The following is a 21,056-nucleotide window of genomic DNA, read 5'->3' as shown; positions in this document are numbered from 1 at the left end:
ATTGCATTCTATGCCTTATTCGTCACTTGCCGGTTCCATTACACATTGCAATGGATGCTGACGGGCCCGAGCGTGCTGCGAAACCTGCGCAATTCGGCTCGCAGCTATATCGTGCGGGTAAACCCCACAAACGCCCTTGCCTTCGTGGTGAACTTGCAACATGATCCTCATCGCCTCTTCATGGCCTTTACCAAAAAACTTTTGGAGAACATGAACAACGAACTCCATTGGTGTGTAGTCATCGTTTAACAAAATAACCTTGTACATGGGAGGTGGAGCAGTTTTAGCGCTCTGCTTCTCTACGACAAGGTCTGGTGTCAGGGTGGTACGTGCTGGCATGGTCAACAGTTCAAATAAAGTTCAGTGTTCGTTTTATAGACCAGATTAGTATAAAAAATCACTTAACAAATACACTAAATCCATGCGAAAGCAGCAAATACTAGGCAAACCGATACTTGACGAACTTCTTAAATCTCCCCAATATCACATCACACTCAAGGCTTTTTTGAGTGTCAAGATGCCGGAAGCAGATTTTTTCATTCAAATGCAATTAATCAGTTTTCCGTTTAGTTTATACAACGTACAGAAGAGGCAGTCGGAATGTCAGACTCGACCACAAGTAATGGCCCTAAGGTCACCGGAACCGTTAAATGGTTTAACGATGCAAAAGGTTTTGGATTTGTCACGCCAGATGATGGCGGCGAAGACCTGTTTGCTCATTTTTCAGCGATTCAGATGAATGGTTTTAAGACTCTCAAAGAAGGCCAGAAGGTCGCCTTTGAAGTCACCCAGGGTCCCAAGGGCAAACAAGCCACCAATATAACTGCTGCGTAAGCGGCCGGGGTGAATAACCCCTTGGATACTACGCAATGTATAGACGGTTCCCGCAAGAAAAACAGCGCGATCTGATGGTCGTGCTGTTTGTTTTTATTATTGGTTTTTTCTCAACGTTTAGCGCTGCACATGCGCAAACTAAAACCACATTACCCATCAAAAAACTAAGTGCCGGCATGCACGTCATTCAAGCCGAGGTTGCAGCGACGCCTGAGTCTCGAACAACGGGACTAATGTATCGCAAGTCGCTTGCTCCCAATCACGGCATGCTATTTGTCTTTGAACAGGCAAATGTGCAATGTTTTTGGATGCGCAACACCTTCATTCCATTGTCGATCGCTTTTCTGCATGATGACGGAACAATAGTCAATATTGCGGATATGACGCCACAAAGTGATCAGTCGCACTGCTCTGAAAAGCCGGTTAGGCTGGCGCTCGAAATGGAACAAGGATGGTTTGCTGCTCGCGGTATGACTGCAGGTAAAAAAATACTCGGCTTGCAGTAAGCCGAGTATTTGAAGAAAGCCTGCACAGGAGAGTTTGGTCTAGACGCGTTCAATAATCATCGCAATACCCTGCCCCACTCCGATGCACATGGTGCACAACCCGTAGCGCCCTCCGGTGACCTCGAGTTGATGGACCGCCGTCATGACCAGACGCGCACCGCTGGCCCCTAATGGGTGACCCAGCGCAATCGCGCCTCCATTTGGATTGACACGCGGGTCATTGTCCGCGATACCAAGCAGGCGTAAAACTGCCAGACCCTGAGCGGCAAACGCCTCATTGAGCTCGATCACATCCATCTGAGCCAGCGTCAAACCTGCAAGGGCCAAAACTTTTTGTGAGGCAGGTGCTGGACCAATCCCCATAATGCGAGGCTCAACACCAGCAGTCGCCATTGCCACGACACGAGCACGGGGCTTCAAGCCGTGGCGCGAAGCCGCTTGTTCATGAGCAAGCAACATCGCGACAGCACCATCATTGACACCAGAGGCGTTGCCGGCCGTGACAGAGCCACCTTCTCGCACAACGCCCTTGAGTTTAGCGAGTGATTCCAGGCTAGTCTGACGGGGATGCTCATCACGATTCACAATCAAAGCGTCGCCTTTCTTTTGAGCGATACTGACCGCCACGATTTCACTATCAAAATAACCACTCTTTTGAGCGGCTGCGGTCTTTTCCTGGCTGGCCATCGCAAATAAATCTTGATCTGCGCGTGAGATATTGAATTGATCCGCAACATTTTCAGCAGTCTCGGGCATCGAATCGACACCATACTTGGCCTTCATCAATTTATTGACAAAACGCCAACCGATTGTGGTGTCGTAAATCGCAGCACTTCGAGAAAACGCTGAATCAGCCTTACCCATGACAAAGGGCGCGCGCGTCATGCTTTCGACACCGCCGGCAAGCATCAAAGACGCATCGCCTGAACGAATCGCACGCGCGGCAGTCCCGATGGCATCCATGCCAGAACCGCATAAACGATTGATCGTGCCACCGGGCACCACGTCGGGCAACCCTGCGAGCAAAGTCGCCATCCGCGCGACGTTGCGATTGTCTTCGCCAGCTTGGTTGGCGCACCCCATTAACGCATCATCAAGCTCATCCCACTTAACGCCAGGATTACGCTCAGCCAGCGCGCGAACAGGAATAGCAGCGAGATCATCGGTTCGTACGGATGCCAGCGAACCGGCATAACGACCGAAAGGTGTACGAATTGCATCGCAAATATAGGCGTTTTTATCCATGGCAAATCACTCATTAAGTGTTAAAGGTCTCTTGCGAAATCTTAGCTCAAAAACATGGTCGAAAAAAAACCGACCCAAGGGCCGGTTTGATAGATTAAGCCAAGTGATCTGGGCTTATCCGAAGTTTTTGGCAGCAAAAGACCAGTTGACCAGATTCCAGAAGCTTTCCAGGTACTTGGGGCGGGCATTGCGGTAATCGATGTAATAAGCGTGTTCCCATACATCACAGGTCAACAGCGGCACATCCGTAGTGGTCAGTGGCGTCGCGGCATTGCTCGTGTTAACGATATCGAGGGAGCCGTCAGCTTTTTTGACGAGCCATGTCCAGCCTGATCCAAAATTGCCGGCAGCTGATTTGTTAAAAGCCTCTTTAAATGCGGCAACACTACCCCATTTTGCTTTGATTGCATCAGCCAGCTTGCCAGTTGGTTCTCCACCAGCATTAGGAGCCATGCTGTTCCAGTAGAACGTGTGATTCCAGACCTGCGCAGCATTATTAAAAATACCACCAGAGGATTTTTTGACAATCTCCTCAAGGGATGCTGACTCAAACTCAGTGCCGGGGATCAGGTTGTTCAAGTTTGTCACGTAGGTCTGATGATGCTTGCCGTAGTGAAACTCGAGCGTTTCTTTCGAAATGGTGGGTGCCAAAGCATCCATTGCGTAAGGCAAAGCTGGGAGTGTATGGGCCATTATTGCAAAGTCCTCTTGAATGTAGGTAAAACAAACCGTATTCCTTATTGTATCGGACGCGCAGAACTCCTGGCTACAACCCCTCCTTTCTCAAGGGTTAACGAACGCTAGATCGCATCATCAGCATGCCGAAGCGCCTGAACCTGCACCAAGGCGGCTCCAGTCGCAAGCTTGAGCTCAAGGGACGCGTTCAGCTCAATATCGTGGGACGATCGCACGAGCTTTCCGTCTGTTGTGCGCACAATCGCATAGCCACGATTCAGTGTTTGCTCTGGGCTCAATGCCCGCAGTTGCGCGTTGAGCGCCATCAGCCCCGTTTCGCGCGCTGAAAGCATCCTGTGCTGAGCCGAGGATAGCGCATGGATGTTGCGCTGCAAGCGCTCGCGGTTTAGCTGCACGGAAGGCAAGACCCCTCTTAGCCTTGTTTGCGTTTGATCGACTAAGGTCAAGCGCTGTTGATGAATGCGTTGCATCGTCGCGCGCATTCTAAAAGCGACCCCCGCGAGCCGCTCCGCTTGATGCGTCAAACGCTGAGAAGGTGACACCACGCCAGCTGCGATGCGATCGACACGCTGCGCCAGCCGGTCGATCTTTCGCTGAATGGAGAGTCCGAGCTGCGTACGCGCGCGCCCAACCCTTTCGATCAGCACATTGCGCGCGGTACAAACAAGCTCAGCTGCCGCCGTTGGCGTGGGGGCACGAAGGTCGGCCACAAAATCGGCAATCGTAAAGTCTGTTTCGTGCCCAACCCCGCAGACAACAGGTATGAGACTCGCGGAAATATCACGCGCCAGGGCCTCATCATTAAAACTCCAGAGATCCTCTATGCTGCCGCCCCCTCTGACGAGCAAGATCGTATCGACTTCTTGGCGCTCATTGGCCAAAGCCAAGGCCTGTCGCAGTTGCAACGCAGCTCCCGCACCCTGAACCATTGCGGGATAAATCACAACGGGTACATGCGGCGCACGTCGTTCGAGTGCTGTCAGAACATCACGCAATGCCGCAGCAGACAGAGAGGTGATGACGCCGATTGCCCGAGGATGCTCCGCAATCTCTCGTTTATTTGCCTGATCAAACAAGCCTTCTTCGGTCAACTTCGCTTTAAGAGCCAGAAAAGCCTCAAATAACGAGCCCAATCCCGCACGTCGCATCTGTTCTGCCTGAATCTGATACTCGCCCCTCGCCTCATAAAGCGTCACGCGTCCCTTTAGCTCGATCGAATCCCCAGACTTGGGGATAAAACCAACTGAGGCAGCCCGGCTTCTAAACATCACCGCACGTACAGAGGCTCCATTATCCTTGAGCGTGAAATACCAATGACCAGAGGCCGCGGGAGTAAAGTTGGAAACCTCCCCCCTAACCCAACTCACATCGAAGCTGTCTTCCAAAAGCTTAGCGACAGCTTGATTAAGCTCTGACACCGTGAGAATGTCCCGCGTCATTGCAGGATTATTTAGTTGAAAACTAGAAGACATAAGGGATTGGCGCCGAAGATTGTCCACAAACGTAATAAAAAATGAATAAGTTATTGTGGCGAAAGAAAATATCGATTTAGTTATTAAATATAATTAAATAAATTTTGTAAGCTATTGTTTTAAAAGAAAAACAATAAAAATACTTTACGGTTGCTCAAAAATTAAGCAATTGCCTCAAAGCACCCATTTTCCATCATTTCAGAAGATGCGCACAGAATTATCCACAAGTTCTGTGGATAGCTTTTCATCCTTACTCAGCTTGCCAAGGATCACGTTGCGCCCGTACCATGCCAACAATATTCTGTATATGTTCATTTAAATTCTAGAGGTTTTTCTTTGCAATCAATCGTGATTCAGGCCGGTTGGCCAATATGGCCACTCATTGCCCTATCCATCGTTGGCTTGGCGATCGTGATCGAACGGTCATTGAGTCTAACAACCCAACGCATTATTCCTTCCGAACTTACTGCGCAGGTCATCCAGATGGTTCGCGCAAAGGCTGACTCGGCCGAGGCCATTGATAAACTTCGTACTTCTTCACCTTTAGGGTACGTCCTTGCAGCATTACTTTCACACCGGCACCTGCCACCAAACGAGTTAAGACTTGCAGTTGAAGATGCCGGACACGATGTCGCGCATATCCTGCAACGCTACCTACCTGCCCTAGCCACCGTAGCCAGCATTGCCCCTCTGATGGGCTTGTTTGGTACCGTAGTGGGTATGATCGAAATATTTGCCGCTTATCGACCTGACGGCTCGGACCCCACCGAGCTAGCACGCGGAATCTCCATCGCGCTTTACAACACGGGTTTCGGCATTTTGATCGCCATCCCGGCTGTTCTGGCACATCGACTGTTCAAATCCCGCGTTGATGCACTTTTGCTCAAACTGGAACAGTCCGCACGTTACGTCGCACAAAATCTTTAAGCACGCAAAGAGATGAACTTTCGCTCACAATTGTCGACAGACGACTCACCTGATATCAATCTGATCCCGTTGATTGATGTACTGCTAGTCATTTTGATTTTTTTAGCTGCCACCACCACGTTCACGCGTGACCGCCAGTTGAAAATTTCCTTACCCCAGGCTGCCGCTGAGCAAATGACCTCTCCGACACTGGAGGTCTCGATTTCGCAAGATGGTCGCTTTTCCTTATCGGGACGTCTCATCTCATCCGCTGATTTGTCCGCCGGCTTAAGGGCACAACATGACGGTCAACCTGACAGCGTTTTGCTGATTCGCGCTGATGGTATGGCACCTCACCAGGCCGTAGTGCACGCCATGCAAGCAGCACGCGAAGCAGGACTGAGCAAAGTTCATTTCGCCACACAGGTCGCGCAGTGAGAAATCCGGCCCTCAGAGCCCGACTCGAGCACTGGTTGCACAAACAATGGCAAACCCGAGGCCTGTGGGCATGGCTGATGTCGCCCCTCGCCTTGCTAGTTGGTATCGTCTTGTGCATTCGCCTTGAAATTCACAAACAACTTTCGAGATGGCGACCGAAGCAGTATGAACAAAACAAGATCCCTGTGTTGATTGTTGGCAACATCTACATTGGCGGAACAGGCAAAACCCCTGTTGTCATCGCGCTGGTCAATGCACTCAAAGCAAGAGGCTGGCATCCTGGCGTCATCAGCCGGGGATATGGGGTAGCAATAGGCGAAAAACCTCTTTTTGGACAAGGCCACATCTCTGCTCAGCGCTTTGGCGATGAACCCGCAATGATTGCACGAGAGTCAGATGTTCCCATTTGCGTGCACCCAAACAGGCGCTTGGCATACCAAACTTTACTTGAACATTGCCCGCAGCTCGACCTGGTGATCTCTGACGATGGCCTGCAACACTTAAGGCTGCCTCGCGATATTGAGCTTGTCGTTCAGGATGCAAGGGGGACAGGAAATGGCTGGCTCCTGCCTGCCGGCCCTCTTAGAGAACCTGTCAGCCGTTTGCGTACCGTTCAGGCCATTTTGACCCGAAATGACAACGTCCCAAATATTGAAAAAAAACAGTCTTCCTTGCTCTCTGGCGGAGTAAAAAAAGGTATGGTGCCGCGACATACTAATGTCGGTCTGGAGATCTGTCGTTTCCGACATCTTCAAGATGGTCGCTCGATAGAGCTTGATAGCTTTTTATCATTTGTCCGTGGTTCACGTGTCATTGCTGTCGCAGGGATCGCTATGCCTGCGAGGTTTTTCAAAGGCTTGCAAAAAATCGGCCTCACACTTGCAGGAACAGTGCCGCTGCCCGATCATTTTTCTTATGATCCAAAGACTTTTGCTGGACTCGTTGCAGATGTCATTGTTATCACAGGCAAAGATGCGGTGAAATGTGAGAACACTTCTGATCCACGCGTATGGGTTGCCGAAGTCAACATGTATTTTTCAGACCCGGAATTTTTGCCTTGGCTTGATCGTCAGCTACAGATAAAAAGTGCGCGATTGCCCATCGAATGATTACAATGCATCTATGCAAACACGCCTTCTTGACCTCTTAGTCTGCCCCCTTTGCAAGGGTCGCCTGTATTCAAACTCCGATCACACCGAGCTTGTGTGCCGGGCTGATCGACTTGCCTTTCCTGTTCACGATGGCGTGCCAGTCATGCTAGAGGCTGAGGCGCGCGTACTCGAAGATACCGAAGACATCACCTCAGACAAATCCTGAAATCCTCAGGTCATCAACATGCACCCCTTTTTTGTCATCATTCCTGCCCGGCAAGCCTCAACCAGACTGCCAGGCAAAATGTTGGCGGACCTTGCTGGCATTCCAATGGTCGTGCGGGTCGCGCAACGCGCTGCTCTCTCCGAAGCCAAGAAAATCTTAATTGCAACAGATGACGTAGGGATCGCTCAAGCTGTGAGCGCCTACGATATACAAACCATCATGACCCGCAGCGATCATCCCTCGGGAACAGATCGCCTCGCTGAAACGGTTGAACAACTCGAGCTTCCAGATGAGGCAATCGTAGTGAATGTTCAGGGCGACGAACCGCTGATCGACCCATTACTGATCAATCACGTGGCATCTCTTCTGGCCCAACATCCAACCGCTGCAATCGCTACCTGCGCTGCTCCGATTGTCGAGGCCTCAGATTTTTTCAATCCAAACGTTGTCAAAGTGGTGTGTGACCAAAATAATCTGGCGCTATATTTTTCACGCGCGCCCATACCCTGGGATCGCGATGCACTCTCAAACGGCGCTCAGACAGTCAGTCCGTCTGCGCTTCACCACATTGGTTTGTACGCCTACCGGGTGCATTTTTTAAAAAAGTTTCCAGTCCTTTCCCGTGGCGTTTTAGAAGGGATTGAAGCACTCGAGCAATTACGTGCACTTGAACACGGCTACAAAATCGCGGTTCATCAAACAGCGCATCACCCCGGTGCCGGAGTTGACACACAAATCGACCTGGAGCGCGTGCGTCGAATATTGTCTGAGCAAGGATTAAGATCAGGGTAACCACCACACAAGCCAAACTGCGTCAAGTGCTGCGATGCGGCAAGCCGGTTAGAATGTTTACAAAGCTACATACTCTCTCTCAAATCAACCCATATTGGTCGGGGACACGCAAAGATTTAGAGAAGTATGTAGCTTTAAGTATCACTTGTGAACTGACACAAATTTGACACAGTGTTTTTAACTGGTTTTACGTTATTCTTTTATACAACAAGAGAGCAATTAACTTTAGAAAAAATTTAACTTCAGCGTATAAGATTCCGAGTCACCAAAGACTCACCACCTTGATCTTTTATCAATCTCTGTTTTCCATGAGATATTTAAAGCTATCATCCATGCCAAAGAAACATTATTTTTAGTGTTTTATCTGTTCAATGCAGCTGCTATCAAACTCAAGGATTTTTTGCCATGACAGGCAAAGGGCGCTCACCATTAACCTATCAAGAAATTGAAGATGCAAAACGTCTCAAAAAGCTATGGCAAGACAAAAAGGATGAACTGGGGCTAAGTCAAGTAAGAGCTGCAAAAGAGCTTGGATTCAACAGTCAAAGTTCAATTAGCCAATACCTCAATGGCAAAGTAGCGTTAAGTTTCTTTGCTGTTTCTAAATTTGCCAAAATTTTGCGCGTTAACTTGAGAGAGATTTCCCCTCGTTTTGCTCATCTAGCTCCAGACTCGCTAACGGGCTTTGTGGCACCTAACACAGGTCAAATTGGGGATGTATCAACCGAGTCAGTCCTAACTTGGTTTGCTATGTCTGAAAATTTTTGTAAAGACATTAAGGTGTCGCCAGAAAATTTGAAGCTAATTCGCATTGAAGATGATTCATTCAAAGAGCTTGCCTCTGGCTCTGTCGTGTTGGTCGATGACGGCGAAATTGAAGATCCTACAGACGGTGTTTATCTTTTACTCGATAATGGCAAAATCATCGCAAGGCGCTTAATCGTCATTGAACAAACAATTTTGCTGTGCAATGGTAACGAAAAGAAGCAGCAAATTTCAAAAGAAGTGTTTGGATTACTCAAGGTTTTAGCGCGTGTAATTTTTGTGATTTCACCTGTCATCTAGATGAGGAACCTTTATTCACACTGAGAGCACTAACAATATTTCTGCTATCAAAATAAAGATAGTTTTAGCCATTCCCTTCAAAAACTTTGTGACTTTCTTGAACCCTTTTAAAAATCTTATTGAAAAATTTGGACGTTTTGATCGAAATAACCTCTTTAAAAATTTTTTGATTTTAATAACTAACTTGTTAAATACGAGAGATCAATTACTCTTATAAATAATTTTGATTTTGATTCTAAGCTATTGAAATATATATATTTTTCATAGTCAGACATACAGATTTGACACAAATTTGACACAAATTTGACACAGCTATCTGAAGTGAAACATCATCTTAATAAAACAAGTTATTGATTTAAATGGTTTTTTTTAATCAACAAAAACTGAGCGGTTGCAATGCGGCATAATATTGTCAATCATCACTCAAAGTATCGGGAGTTCTCATGCGTCTAATTCTGCTTGGTCCACCAGGCGCCGGCAAAGGCACGCAAGCGGCATTCATCACCGAGCATTTCGGCATCCCACAAATTTCGACGGGAGATATGCTGCGTGCAGCAGTCAAGGCGGGCACGCCCCTCGGAGTAGCAGCAAAAAAAATCATGGACTCAGGAGGTCTGGTTTCGGACGACATCATTATTGGTTTAGTCAAAGACCGCCTCAAACAGGCTGACTGCAACAAAGGCTATCTGTTTGATGGTTTTCCCCGGACAATCCCACAAGCAGACGCTCTCAAACATGCGAATGTGGCGCTCGATTTCGTGGTGGAAATTTCAGTACCCGAAGATGACATTATTGAGCGCATGAGTGGACGCCGAGTGCATGTGGCGAGCGGTCGCACTTACCATGTGCGCTTTAATCCCCCTAAGACACCCGAGCGCGATGATTTGACGGGAGAACCTCTGGTTCAGCGCGATGACGACAAAGAAGAAACCGTTCGACACCGCCTCAAAGTCTATCGAGACCAGACAAGTCCCTTGATCGATTATTACTCCTCCTGGGCTGGCAAAGATTCTGGGGCCCCGCGCTATCGCAAAATCGAAGGCGTAGGCTCCGTCGATGACATCAAAGCCAAAATATTCGCCGCCCTCGTTTAAGTTCAACTCAACTGAAAAGCCTCATGGAAATCAAAAATAAAGTCTTTATCGTGACAGGCGGCGCATCGGGTCTGGGTGCGGGAACAGCCAAAATGCTATGCGCTAACGGCGCACATGTTGTGCTGGCCGACGTTCAGGACGAAGCGGGCCACGCCCTCGCCAAAGAGCTCGGACAACGCTATGTACACTGCGATGTCACGCAGGAGCAAGATGCGCGTGCCGCCGTTGCAGCCGCGCTGGAGCTGGGACCACTATTTGGCTTGGTGAATTGCGCCGGTATTGCACCTGCTGCAAAAACAGTCGGCAAAAACGGGGCGCATCCCCTGGATATGTTCCAGAAAGTCATCACGATCAATCTAATCGGTAGCTTCAATATGATTCGAGTGGCTTCCGAAGCGATGAGTAAAAACGAACCCGAACCAACTGGCGAACGCGGTGTATTAATCAACACTGCCTCCGTTGCTGCCTACGATGGTCAAATCGGTCAAGCCGCCTACTCTGCCTCAAAGGCTGGGGTGGTAGGCATGACGCTACCGATCGCGCGTGACCTCGCACCACTCGGCATTCGTTGCATCACGATCGCACCGGGCATTTTTGGCACACCGATGATGTTTGGCATGCCCCAAGCCGTTCAGGACTCGCTAGCTGCCAGTATCCCCTTTCCTTCGCGCTTTGGACGACCTGAGGACTATGCCAAACTCGTCCATCAAATTGTCACCAACGAAATGCTGAACGGTGAAACGATTCGGCTGGATGGTGCCATTCGCATGCCGCCTAAATGAGCCTGTTGCGTGCCGCCGCGACCGTCAGCAGCTTTACGCTGCTCTCGCGTATCACTGGCTTGGCACGCGACATTATCATTGCCAGAGCTTTCGGTGCAGGAGCGCTAACAGACGCCTTTTGGGTCGCTTTCCGGATTCCAAATTTGCTGCGTCGCCTTTTTGCAGAGGGTGCCTTCGCTCAATCTTTCGTTCCCATTCTGGGTGAAGTTCGCAACCAACACGAACCCGAAGCCGTAAGAGTCTTGCTTGACCGCGTGGCAATTACTTTATTTCTTGTTTTAACGCTAACCACTGTGGTTGGTGTAATCGGCGCTCCCTGGGTAGTCATGGCGATGGCAAGCGGACTGACCGAACCTGCCCGCGCAAATGACTTTGATGCGGCGGTCTGGATGACACGCGTGATGTTTCCCTACATTATTTGCATGTCGCTCGTCGCTTTTGCCTCCGGTGTGCTCAATACCTGGCGCCGCTTCGCAGTACCCGCCTTTACGCCTGTTCTGCTGAATGTATCAATGATAGGCAGCAGCCTTCTGTTGTCAAATTTCTTCCCTCAGCCTATCTATGCCTTAGCCGCCGGTGTGATGCTGGGTGGTCTGGCGCAGCTCTCAGTTCAATGGTGGGCGCTAATGCGACTCGGACTCAGACCCCGCTTGATCGGTCCCGTCAAGCCCGCGTTTCAAGACCCTATCGTCAGAAGGATCATGAAACAAATGTTACCGGCCACCTTGGGTGTCTCGGTTGCTCAAATATCCTTGCTTATTAACACGAATATCGCGACCTGGCTGACGCCGGGAAGCGTCACATGGTTGTCCTTTGCGGACCGTCTGATGGAGTTCCCAACGGCTTTGATTGGGGTTGCGCTTGGCACCGTGTTATTGCCTAGCCTTTCAAAAGCACATGCACAGACCGATGGCCATCAACGCTACAGTCATTTATTAGACTGGGGTCTTAAACTGATGCTACTGCTTGGCCTACCCGCGGCATTGACGATGGTGCTGCTTGCCGACGCCTTAGTTGCAACACTTTTCCACTACGGCGCCTTTAGTTCAGCGGACGTACTGCAAACCCGTCTCGCTGTGATGGCCTACTCCGTCGGATTGATCGGACTGTTGACAATAAAGATTCTCGCACCAGGTTTTTATGCCAAACAAGACATCCGCACACCTGTCAAAATTGCAATTGGCGTCCTGATTGTGACGCAGCTTCTAAATCTGTTGCTTGTGCCTTGGCTTGCACACGCAGGACTCGCACTTGCAATCGGACTCGGTGCCTGTTTGAATGCTACTGCACTGTATGTCGGGTTACGACGCAAGGGGATCTATCAACCTTGCCCGGGTTGGCTCGCCTTTTTACTCAGACAAGCTTGTGGCCTGATCGCGATGTCTTTGCCACTTTGGTATGCCGCGCATCACATAGGATGGCTTGATCTGCAAACAACACCGTGGCTAAGAGTTTTTTTGCTATTTTTAACTCTATCAATCTCCGCCATAACCTATCTTTCGACCTTATGGTTGCTAGGGATGCGTCTAAAACACTTTAGACGCGCGCCAGAACCAACATAGGCAGCAAATTGAGCCAAATAGGGTTTGCAATTCAGTGACTTAATGCTATCATAGCGGACTGAACTCAACCAAGAGCGCAAATTGATCTTGATAGTCAGCTTTTACAGCAATCATTTGCGCGCATTTTAAAGATAAGACAGATCATTCATGGCAAATACCGCCCAAGCTCGCAAACGTGCACGCCAATCAGTTGTTCGCAACATGCACAATTCCAGCCTGCGTTCGATGCTTCGTACCGCAATCAAGCGTGTTCGTACAGCGATCGACTCTGGTGACAAGGCCGCAGCTGCAGAAGTGCTCCAGAAAGCAACAAGCGTGATTGATCGCGTTGCGGATAAGAATATTATCCACAAGAACAAAGCTGCTCGTCACAAGAGTCGCTTGTCTGCCGCAGTCAAGTCGCTAGCCTAAAAGTTTCGTTTCTGATTTAAACGAGTCTGAGTGATTTGGTATCTCCAATACTCAGTAGTTACGTGACGATGCGCAGTCGGTAGTGTTGTACCCACTTACCTATCAGTTAGATTATTATTGGTGAAGAATTTGAAACAGCCCTTAATGGGCTGTTTTGCATTAAGCCGTCAGTATTAATAATTAGTTGTAGCCGGATATTTATAATCAATCAGTCAAGCGTGCCTTGTTGAAATTACCTCACCGGACAGACCATACAAAATGACTAAGCCTCGTATTTTGCAAATCGGATCACTCACCGGTCATGCACCCGCTGACGCGGAGCTTGCTGCGCGTTATGACGTATTACAGTATTGGAAAGCATCTGATCCGCAGGCCTTTCTAAGAGAGCATGCAGAGAGTATCGAAGTCATTGCTACATCTGCCAATATTGGCTGCAAGACAGAGGTGATTCAGGCGCTACCCAAACTACGGGCAATCTGCAGTTGGGGCGTTGGTTATGACTCGATCGATGTCGAGAGCGCCCAGAGCCGCAATGTTGTCGTCAGCAATACGCCTGAGGTACTGAACGACTGCGTGGCAGATTTAGCATGGGGACTGTTGATTGCGGCTGCCCGCAATATTGCCTGGGGCGATCGCTTTGTGCGGGCCAATCACTGGGAAAATAAGGTCGGCAGTCTGACCCTCGGGACCAGAGTGAGCGGGAAAAAACTAGGTATTGTCGGACTCGGCCGTATTGGCGAGGCAATCGCCCGTAGAGGCCTAGGTTTTGATATGGATGTCGCTTACCATAACCGTCGTGCACGCACGGACGTGCCCTACACTTACTTTGACTCGTTGATTGATCTGGCAAATTGGAGCGATTTCCTTGTGGTCGCAACGGTTGGCGGCGCCAGCACGCGTGGACTGATTAACGAGCCCGTTTTGAGGGCCCTCGGAACCAAAGGTATATTGGTCAATATCGCCCGCGGCTCAGTGATTGACGAGCCCGCAATGGTGCGTGTGCTGGCTGAGGGAGCATTGGGTGGTGCAGGTCTGGACGTGTTCGACAAAGAGCCCAAAGTCCCTGATGCGCTTAAAACAATGAACAATGTCGTGCTGATGCCCCATGTTGCGAGTGCCACGCACGAGACACGTCGAGCCATGACTGATTGTCTACTGGACAACCTTGAATCATTTTTTTCGACAGGTCAGGTGATCACACCGATCGACTAGCGTGGCTCAACCGTCACACGGGTCTCAGTCTTGAGATTGTTATCACGGGCAAAGTCCTGCACGAATTTCCAGGCAAGAGGCTCCAAAGCCCGCAGCCGCTCATCGATCACGACGCAGCGCATCCCATCGATAACCGTTGGTATAGCAAAAGGCGAATAAGAAAGGTGACCGCCCAGCGTTCCAGACGGTCGATAAGGGGCCAACACGCCCGCCAGCCGTTCAGACCAGTCGCTAGGTCTGAAAGTTGTGCCGGACTGGGTCTGACCGTAGATGATGAAAAAGCGAACTTCTGATGTCATGCATAACCTGTATCGCCAATTATTAGACTCAGGAAATTCTGATACGTGAGCCTATCGCCAAGATTGTATATGATTGATGTTTTGAGCCCATAACTTTGCGATCCTGCATGGTGGGCATTTTGACTACGGAGCCAAGGCAATGACCTCTGCCATTTCTAATACGTATGCCCGCCTTCCTGTCGCGTTTACCCATGGTAAAGGCGTTTGGTTATGGGACACCAATGGCCGACGTTATCTTGACGCGATGGCAGGCATTGGAGTTTCTTGCTTGGGTCACGGTCATCCAAAACTTGTTGAGGCCATCAGTCAACAGGCTGCGCGACTCATCCATACCTCCAACTTGTATCAGGTACCGGAGCAAGAGGCGCTGGCTCAAAAAATCGTAGATATCTCGGGCATGACAGAAGTCTTGTTCGGTAACAGCGGTGCAGAAGCCAATGAGGCAGCCATCAAGCTTGCTCGCTATTACGGCTACAAAAAAGGCAATGATCTACCAACCATCATCACGATGGAATCCTCTTGGCATGGTCGCACGCTGGGCACACTAGCCGCAACGGACAGCGAGAAGGCTCGCACAGGTTTTGGTCCTTTGCCTGAAGGTTTTATCAAAGTCGCTTATAACGATCTCAACGCGATCAAAGCCGCTGGCGATCGAGAGCCGCGTGTCGTCGCCGTGCTGCTTGAAGTGTTGCAAGGTGAAGGTGGCATTCGTCCATCTGATGTCTCTTACATGCAAGATTTACGTAAACTTTGCAACGAACGCGGCTGGCTCATGATGATTGACGAAGTGCAATCAGGGATCGGCCGAACCGGCAAGTGGCTAGCGCATCAGTGGGCAGACATCCTGCCAGACGTTGTCGTATTGGCAAAAGGCCTCGGCGGCGGCGTACCCATCGGTGCCATCGCCGCGCGGGGCCCTGCTGCCGGGGTATTGGGACCTGGCAGTCATGGCACAACCTTTGGAGGCGGACCACTTGTTTGTGCAGCAGGTAATGCAACACTGAAAACCCTTGAAGATGACAAACTGCTTGAGCATGCTGCCAAAGTAGGCGCTCATCTCAAAATGTCCCTTCAGCAAGCGCTAAAGGGGGTGCCAGGCGTGCGGGAGGTTCGTGGCCAGGGTCTGATGCTCGGCATCGAGCTGGAAAAGCCCTGTGGCGTTCTGGTGGGTCGTGCACTCGAGGCCGGACTGCTGATCAACGTCACGAGAGACCGCGTTATTCGTATGCTTCCACCCTTGATCATTACTGAGTCCGAGACCGATCAAATCGTCAAGATCCTAGTCCCTTTGATCAAGGCCTTTACCGCCGAGTAATTAGGCCTTTGCCAAGCAATAAGTGTCTTTTCAATAACCGAGTCAATTATGTCAACCGCCGCAAAACCGAACGCTCAAATCAGACATTTTCTGCAATTTAGTGATTTCACGCGTTCGGAATTGCTCTACGTTCTCGACCGTGCGCGTCTGATCAAGGATAAATTCAAACGCTACGAACCCCATCACTCCTTGCACGATCGCACACTTGCGATGGTGTTTGAAAAAGCCAGCACCCGCACGCGCGTATCTTTTGAGGCCGGCATGTACCAAATGGGTGGGTCTGTCATTCATCTGACGACCAATGACTCACAGCTTGGCCGCTCCGAACCTATCGAAGACACTGCGCGCGTAGTATCGCGCATGGTGGATATCGTGATGATCCGCACGTTTGAGCAAACGCGGTTGGAGCGCTTTGCCGAACACTCTCGTGTGCCCGTGATCAATGGCTTGACCAATGAGTTTCACCCCTGCCAGATTTTGGCGGATATTTTTACGTTCATCGAAAACCGAGGCAGTATTGCTGGTAAGACTATTGCCTGGGTAGGTGATGCCAACAACATGGCTTATACATGGTTGCAAGCTGCGGAACTTCTTGATTTCAAACTCAATGTTTCAGCGCCTGCGGGCTATCGTCTCGAACCCTCACGTATTGGTCATACCAACGAAGCCACATTCAAAGAGTTTGCCGACCCCAACGCCGCCTGCCAAGGCGCACATCTTGTGACGACGGACGTCTGGACAAGCATGGGCTACGAAGCTGAAAACGAAGAGCGGCGCAAAGCGTTTGCAGACTGGTGTGTGGATGAGGAAATGATGGCCTGCGCTGCACCCGACGCGTTGTTCATGCATTGCTTACCCGCTCACCGCGGCGAGGAAGTGACAACAGAGGTACTCGAAGGTCCTCAGAGTGTTGTGTGGGACGAAGCTGAAAACAGATTGCACGTCCAAAAAGCCTTGATGGAGTTCCTGCTCCTTGGCCAAGTGAACTAGTTCAATATACCCAATCAACGGGTTAAAATCCTTACTTTCTTCATACAGAGCAGCTCATGAGCGATATTAAAAAAGTTGTATTGGCCTATTCAGGCGGTCTAGACACTTCGGTCATTTTGAAGTGGCTGCAGGACACCTACCAGTGCGAAGTCGTGACCTTTACCGCCGACATTGGCCAGGGTGAGGAACTTGAACCTGCGCGCGCCAAAGCGATTAAATTTGGTATCAAGCCTGAGCAGATTTTCATTGACGACCTGCGCGAAGAGTTTGTCAGAGACTTTGTGTTTCCAATGTTCCGTTGCAACACAGTCTACGAAGGTGAATACTTGCTCGGCACATCGATTGCCCGCCCTCTGATCGCCAAGCGCCAAATCGAGATCGCGCGTCAAGTTGGCGCCGATGCGGTTTCGCATGGCGCCACTGGCAAAGGTAACGATCAAGTTCGTTTTGAGCTCGGTTATTACGCGCTGGAACCAGGCATAAAAGTCATTGCTCCCTGGCGCGAGTGGGATCTTGTTTCCCGCGAAAAACTTCTCCAGTATGCGGAGGCCGCAGGTATCGCGATCGACATGAAACATAAGCAAGGTGGCGCACCCTACTCCATGGACGCCAACCTCCTTCATATCAGCTTCGAGGGTCGACACCTCGAAGACCCGAAAGCCGAAGCCGAGGAATCCATGTGGCGCTGGACGGTTTCTCCCGAAGCCGCACCTGATCAAGCTGAGTATCTGGATATCGAGTTTGAGCGCGGAGATATTGTTGGTTTGAATGGCGTGCGTCTCTCGCCTGCACAGGTTTTGACAAAACTCAACGAGCTTGGTGGCAAGCACGGAATCGGTCGCCTGGATTTGGTTGAAAACCGTTACGTCGGAATGAAATCACGTGGCTGCTACGAAACTCCGGGCGGCACCATTATGCTCAAGGCTCACCGTGCCATTGAGTCAATCACGCTCGATCGCGAAGTCGCTCACCTCAAAGACGACCTGATGCCTCGTTATGCTTCTTTGATTTATAACGGCTACTGGTGGTCTCCTGAGCGACGTGCATTACAAGCATTGATTGACACCACTCAACAGGACGTCAACGGCTGGGTGCGCGTTAAACTTTACAAGGGTGGCGTCTATACTGTTTCGCGCGACTCAAAAGATACACTCTTTGATCAAACCATCGCAACATTTGATGATGATGGTGGTGCCTATAATCAGGCAGATGCTGCGGGCTTTATCAAACTCAATGCACTCCGTATGCGTATCGAGGCACGTGCTGGTCGCAAGTAAAATTTTCGTTTGAATAAACGTGCTGTCGTGCAATGCGATGGCACGTTAAATTTTAAAAAGCCCTTAAAGCTGTAGCTGACCCAAGCGCTCAATACGGTTGAGCTGAGCGCCCTTTCTCAAACCTGGGAAAAGAATCGTAATGCGTACACCTGATATTTGAGGGACGCTCACCAGATTCCACCAGGCTCCGTGAGCCCTGGCGATCTCTCTGACAAGCGCCAGACCTAGCCCAGATCCCCCTGCAGGCGCATCCGATGCACGATAAAAAGCGTCAAACACTCTTTCCTGATCCACCATACTGATACCGCAGCCATCATCCTCAATCGATAATGTCGGTGGGGTCGCGCTCACCAACAAACGTATGCGCTGCGCACCCTTGGCGTACCTGAGTGCGTTGTCAATCAGATTCCCCAACAACTCTCGCAACAAGATCGGATCTCCCTCAATCCAGACAGGCTGCTCAGGCGCCTCAAGCTGAAGCTCAATATTTCGCGCTCGGGCGCGTTCAAGCCACTCAGCGCCAAATGTTCGCGTCCACTCACACAAATCAAGCAAAACAAATTGATCCTGCGGTCTTCCCTCAGGGTCGACTCTGGCAAGTAATAAAAGCTGAGTTCCCATACGGATCATTCGATCTGTCACCATCTTAATGCGCTCGGCGCGCTCGCGAATATCAGCTGGTAAAGGTTGAGCCAACATGAGCTCACACTCGAGTTTTAGGCCCGCAAGAGGTGTTTTAAGCTGGTGCGCTGCATGCCCGACAAAACTTCGCTGTGCTTCAAACGAGTCGCTCAGACGGGCAAATAAAGCATTGGTATGCGTGAGTAATTGCTCGAATTCGGTTGGTAAGCCCTCAAGCTCCATGCGTCCGAGATCCTGGGCGGATCGTTGAGCGATCTCTTCTGAGAGCTTTTCAACTGATGCCATACTACGCTTGACTGCACTAATGACTGCCCATACTAACAAAGCAATCAACAAAGACTGTCCAACCACCATCAACCAAAAAATATCATCTCGATGCCACTCGTCCATATCGAGTTTGTAAGAAACAAACCAAGTAACAGTCTGATCTAACAACACCAAAGCGATAATTGGCGGCAGCAATCTAAGGATTAATAGCCTTGCCATCGAACCCGCGGGGGGAAATTTCATCTTTTGGAGTCGCACAGTTGGATGAAGTAGACCTTACGCGAAGGCATAGGGATAAAAATCAGCTGCCTGCTTCTAACTCAAGCATATATCCAAAACCACGTACAGTTTTAATTGCCACACCGGCAACACCTTCGAGTCTTTTACGCAATCTATAGACATAGACCTCCACAGCGTTTTCACTGAAGTCGGCATCCATTGCGGACAAAGCCTGTGTGATTTGCTGTTTAGTGACGATTTTGCCCGCACGGGACAACAACATCTCCAATACGGAAAGCTCGCGCACGGAGACAGTTAGTAATTCACCGGCAACGCGCACCTCTCGATGAACACTGTCAAAGCGTATGGCACCGAACTCAATAACGGGTACGACAGCGCCAAGGTGTCTGCGAGCAAAAGCCCGGACACGTGCTGCAAGCTCGTCGAGCTCGAAAGGCTTGGAAAGATAATCGTCCGCACCTGCATCGAGACCGGCTACCCGGTCTGCCAAGGCATCTCTGGCTGTCAAAATAAGCACAGGCACAGAGCGCCCCTCAATACGAAGTGTTTTAAGCACCTCTAAACCATCCATATCTGGCAGGTTCAGGTCAAGAACGACTAAATCATAGGTGTAATTTTTAACGGCCAGCAGACCTCGTTGACCGTCAGCCAACCAATCAACAGCGTAGCCTTGCCCGGTCAAGAACTCTTGTAGTGCTCGACCAAGCGTCGCATCATCTTCTATGACCAAAACTCTCATATGCGAATTTTACTCTCAGAAGGAGCGAAATGCGCTTGGATGATTTAGAGGCATCGCCGAGGGGGAGCTGATGCGGGGGGAAATAATGCGGGGGGAAATGATGCGGGGAGGTTACTGTGGGATTGTTACTGAGAGGACAGTGCCGGGGGAATACTGCTGAGAGGATGTTGCTGAGGAGGACTTGCTGAGAAGAGTCTTGCTGAGGAGAAATGGCAAGAAAAACTAAAATCAAAAGACAAACATTTCAGCTGAATGTTGGTGGGTGCTACAGGGGTCGAACCTGTGACCTACGCCTTGTAAGGGCGCCGCTCTACCAACTGAGCTAAGCACCCAGTATTAAAGATATGCAAAAAAGTGCAAAAACTAGGGGCCAACACAGCTAAAAAAAAGAATGCGGTTCGCATTATAGCGAACCGCACACATTTAGCAAATTAAAGCGTCTTAGTTGACTGCGTCTTTCAAAGCTTTACCTGGACGGAACTTAGGCACTTTAGCTTTTTTGATTTTGATTGCTTCGCCCGTGCGTGGGTTGCGACCAGTGCGAGCGGCGCGCGCTGTCACAGCAAACGTGCCGAAACCGACGAGAGTCACAGTGCCGCCCTTTTTGAGCGTTGTCTTGACAGCGGCAATCATTGCATCGAGTGAACGACCTGCAGCGGCCTTAGAAATGTCAGCCTTGGTGGCGATGTGATCGATCAATTCGGTTTTGTTCATATTAGAAATACCTCTAGTGGTGTTAAAGAAAGCCAGATGTTTTATAACATCTGTGCCACATCATATAGTGCAATTCAACTGCAACAGCACATGCCGACATTAAGCCTCGTGAAGCTGCGGCTGTCAAGAAAAAATCACCCGATCAGCCGCAATTTAATTGAATGTAAGAAAAAGAAAGAATTTATGTGAAGAGATGCCACAATACTTACGCACCGCACAACAAACACTAGCAACAAATAAA

General features: G+C 49.9%; 24 protein-coding genes and 1 tRNA gene. 16 read left to right on the top strand and 9 right to left on the bottom strand.

From position 1 onward, the window contains the following. Nucleotides 1-15: 15 nt before the first annotated feature. Complete coding sequence (gene clpS, locus QWY27_RS02050; protein ID WP_290194241.1) at nt 16-339, bottom strand: ATP-dependent Clp protease adapter ClpS; 324 nt, start codon at nt 337-339, stop codon at nt 16-18. A gap of 261 nt (nt 340-600) precedes the next feature. Between clpS and QWY27_RS02045 the strand changes: the two genes are divergently transcribed. Together QWY27_RS02045 and QWY27_RS02040 are read left to right on the top strand one after the other, a co-directional pair. Next, entirely contained in the window at nt 601-834 is a 234-nt protein-coding gene (locus QWY27_RS02045) for a cold-shock protein (RefSeq protein WP_290194239.1), read from the top strand. Nucleotides 835-908: 74 nt separating this feature from the next. Next, nucleotides 909-1,340, top strand: coding sequence for a DUF192 domain-containing protein (locus QWY27_RS02040; protein ID WP_435433435.1), 432 nt, complete (start codon nt 909-911; stop codon nt 1,338-1,340). A gap of 39 nt (nt 1,341-1,379) precedes the next feature. On the opposite strand, the gene pcaF is transcribed toward QWY27_RS02040, so the two are convergent. The 3 genes from pcaF to xseA all read right to left on the bottom strand — a co-directional run bounded on the left by pcaF (nt 1,380) and on the right by xseA (nt 4,753). After that, nucleotides 1,380-2,585 (bottom strand): 3-oxoadipyl-CoA thiolase, encoded by a 1,206-nt coding sequence (gene pcaF, locus QWY27_RS02035; protein WP_290194235.1) that lies wholly within the window; start codon nt 2,583-2,585, stop codon nt 1,380-1,382. A 114-nt stretch (nt 2,586-2,699) separates the two neighbouring features. Then, entirely contained in the window at nt 2,700-3,278 is a 579-nt protein-coding gene (gene sodB, locus QWY27_RS02030) for a superoxide dismutase [Fe] (protein WP_290194233.1), read from the bottom strand. Between the two features lie 107 nt (nt 3,279-3,385). Beyond that, nucleotides 3,386-4,753, bottom strand: coding sequence for an exodeoxyribonuclease VII large subunit (xseA, locus tag QWY27_RS02025; protein ID WP_290194231.1), 1,368 nt, complete (start codon nt 4,751-4,753; stop codon nt 3,386-3,388). A gap of 336 nt (nt 4,754-5,089) precedes the next feature. Between xseA and QWY27_RS02020 the strand changes: the two genes are divergently transcribed. The 11 genes from QWY27_RS02020 to QWY27_RS01970 all read left to right on the top strand — a co-directional run bounded on the left by QWY27_RS02020 (nt 5,090) and on the right by QWY27_RS01970 (nt 14,332). Continuing rightward, complete coding sequence (locus QWY27_RS02020) at nt 5,090-5,680, top strand: MotA/TolQ/ExbB proton channel family protein (RefSeq protein ID WP_290194229.1); 591 nt, start codon at nt 5,090-5,092, stop codon at nt 5,678-5,680. A gap of 12 nt (nt 5,681-5,692) precedes the next feature. Then, nucleotides 5,693-6,097, top strand: coding sequence for an ExbD/TolR family protein (locus tag QWY27_RS02015; protein WP_290194228.1), 405 nt, complete (start codon nt 5,693-5,695; stop codon nt 6,095-6,097). Then, a complete protein-coding gene (lpxK, locus tag QWY27_RS02010; RefSeq protein WP_290194226.1) occupies nt 6,094-7,206 on the top strand; it encodes a tetraacyldisaccharide 4'-kinase in 1,113 nt (370 codons plus the stop codon). Before QWY27_RS02015 ends, lpxK begins: the two co-directional genes overlap by 4 nt. Before the next feature lie 13 nt (nt 7,207-7,219). Then, on the top strand, nt 7,220-7,414 hold the full coding sequence (locus QWY27_RS02005) for a Trm112 family protein (RefSeq protein WP_290194225.1): 195 nt from the start codon (nt 7,220-7,222) through the stop codon (nt 7,412-7,414). Between the two features lie 18 nt (nt 7,415-7,432). After that, nucleotides 7,433-8,206 carry a 3-deoxy-manno-octulosonate cytidylyltransferase gene (gene kdsB, locus QWY27_RS02000; RefSeq protein WP_290194223.1) on the top strand — a complete coding sequence of 258 codons (774 nt, stop codon included), beginning with the start codon at nt 7,433-7,435 and terminating at the stop codon, nt 8,204-8,206. Nucleotides 8,207-8,611: 405 nt separating this feature from the next. Continuing rightward, nucleotides 8,612-9,271, top strand: coding sequence for an XRE family transcriptional regulator (locus tag QWY27_RS01995; RefSeq protein WP_290194221.1), 660 nt, complete (start codon nt 8,612-8,614; stop codon nt 9,269-9,271). 443 nt (nt 9,272-9,714) lie between these two features. Continuing rightward, complete coding sequence (adk, locus tag QWY27_RS01990) at nt 9,715-10,365, top strand: adenylate kinase (protein WP_290194219.1); 651 nt, start codon at nt 9,715-9,717, stop codon at nt 10,363-10,365. 23 nt (nt 10,366-10,388) lie between these two features. Next, a complete protein-coding gene (locus QWY27_RS01985; protein WP_290194217.1) occupies nt 10,389-11,147 on the top strand; it encodes a 3-hydroxyacyl-CoA dehydrogenase in 759 nt (252 codons plus the stop codon). Continuing rightward, a complete protein-coding gene (murJ, locus tag QWY27_RS01980; RefSeq protein WP_290194215.1) occupies nt 11,144-12,709 on the top strand; it encodes a murein biosynthesis integral membrane protein MurJ in 1,566 nt (521 codons plus the stop codon). Before QWY27_RS01985 ends, murJ begins: the two co-directional genes overlap by 4 nt. A gap of 147 nt (nt 12,710-12,856) precedes the next feature. Next, the gene (gene rpsT / locus QWY27_RS01975) at nt 12,857-13,120 is read left to right on the top strand and encodes a 30S ribosomal protein S20 (protein ID WP_290194212.1); all 264 of its coding nucleotides are present in this window, start codon (nt 12,857-12,859) and stop codon (nt 13,118-13,120) included. Between the two features lie 258 nt (nt 13,121-13,378). Continuing rightward, entirely contained in the window at nt 13,379-14,332 is a 954-nt protein-coding gene (locus QWY27_RS01970) for a 2-hydroxyacid dehydrogenase (RefSeq protein ID WP_290194210.1), read from the top strand. On the opposite strand, the gene QWY27_RS01965 is transcribed toward QWY27_RS01970, so the two are convergent. Continuing rightward, nucleotides 14,329-14,631, bottom strand: a complete 303-nt coding sequence (locus QWY27_RS01965; RefSeq protein WP_290194208.1) for a DUF3579 domain-containing protein — start codon at nt 14,629-14,631, stop codon at nt 14,329-14,331. The two genes, QWY27_RS01970 and QWY27_RS01965, sit on opposite strands and share 4 nt — an antisense overlap. Nucleotides 14,632-14,770: 139 nt before the next feature. Between QWY27_RS01965 and QWY27_RS01960 the strand changes: the two genes are divergently transcribed. Genes QWY27_RS01960 through QWY27_RS01950 form a run of 3 tightly spaced genes read left to right on the top strand, consistent with a single transcriptional unit; the run spans nt 14,771 to nt 18,213 of the window. Further along, on the top strand, nt 14,771-15,946 hold the full coding sequence (locus tag QWY27_RS01960; RefSeq protein WP_290194206.1) for an aspartate aminotransferase family protein: 1,176 nt from the start codon (nt 14,771-14,773) through the stop codon (nt 15,944-15,946). A gap of 48 nt (nt 15,947-15,994) precedes the next feature. After that, nucleotides 15,995-16,936, top strand: coding sequence for an ornithine carbamoyltransferase (argF, locus tag QWY27_RS01955; RefSeq protein WP_290194204.1), 942 nt, complete (start codon nt 15,995-15,997; stop codon nt 16,934-16,936). Between the two features lie 56 nt (nt 16,937-16,992). Continuing rightward, nucleotides 16,993-18,213: an argininosuccinate synthase gene (locus QWY27_RS01950; RefSeq protein ID WP_290194202.1), complete on the top strand. Its 1,221-nt coding sequence runs from the start codon at nt 16,993-16,995 to the stop codon at nt 18,211-18,213. A gap of 63 nt (nt 18,214-18,276) precedes the next feature. Here QWY27_RS01950 and QWY27_RS01945 read toward each other — a convergent pair whose 3' ends face one another. The 4 genes from QWY27_RS01945 to QWY27_RS01930 form a co-directional block, all read right to left on the bottom strand. Then, entirely contained in the window at nt 18,277-19,365 is a 1,089-nt protein-coding gene (locus QWY27_RS01945) for a sensor histidine kinase (protein WP_290194200.1), read from the bottom strand. Nucleotides 19,366-19,423: 58 nt separating this feature from the next. After that, on the bottom strand, nt 19,424-20,101 hold the full coding sequence (locus QWY27_RS01940) for a response regulator transcription factor (protein ID WP_290194198.1): 678 nt from the start codon (nt 20,099-20,101) through the stop codon (nt 19,424-19,426). Between the two features lie 256 nt (nt 20,102-20,357). Beyond that, nucleotides 20,358-20,433 (bottom strand) — tRNA-Val (locus QWY27_RS01935). Nucleotides 20,434-20,542: 109 nt separating this feature from the next. Then, nucleotides 20,543-20,815, bottom strand: a complete 273-nt coding sequence (locus tag QWY27_RS01930; protein ID WP_028816768.1) for an HU family DNA-binding protein — start codon at nt 20,813-20,815, stop codon at nt 20,543-20,545. Nucleotides 20,816-21,056 lie beyond the last annotated feature (241 nt).

The organism is Zwartia vadi, assembly GCF_030410375.1.
In the GTDB taxonomy this organism is placed as follows: Bacteria; Pseudomonadota; Gammaproteobacteria; order Burkholderiales; family Burkholderiaceae_B; genus Zwartia; species Zwartia vadi.
The sequence above is the reverse complement of the archived record's forward strand: the minus strand, read 5'-3'. Positions and strand labels throughout refer to the sequence as shown.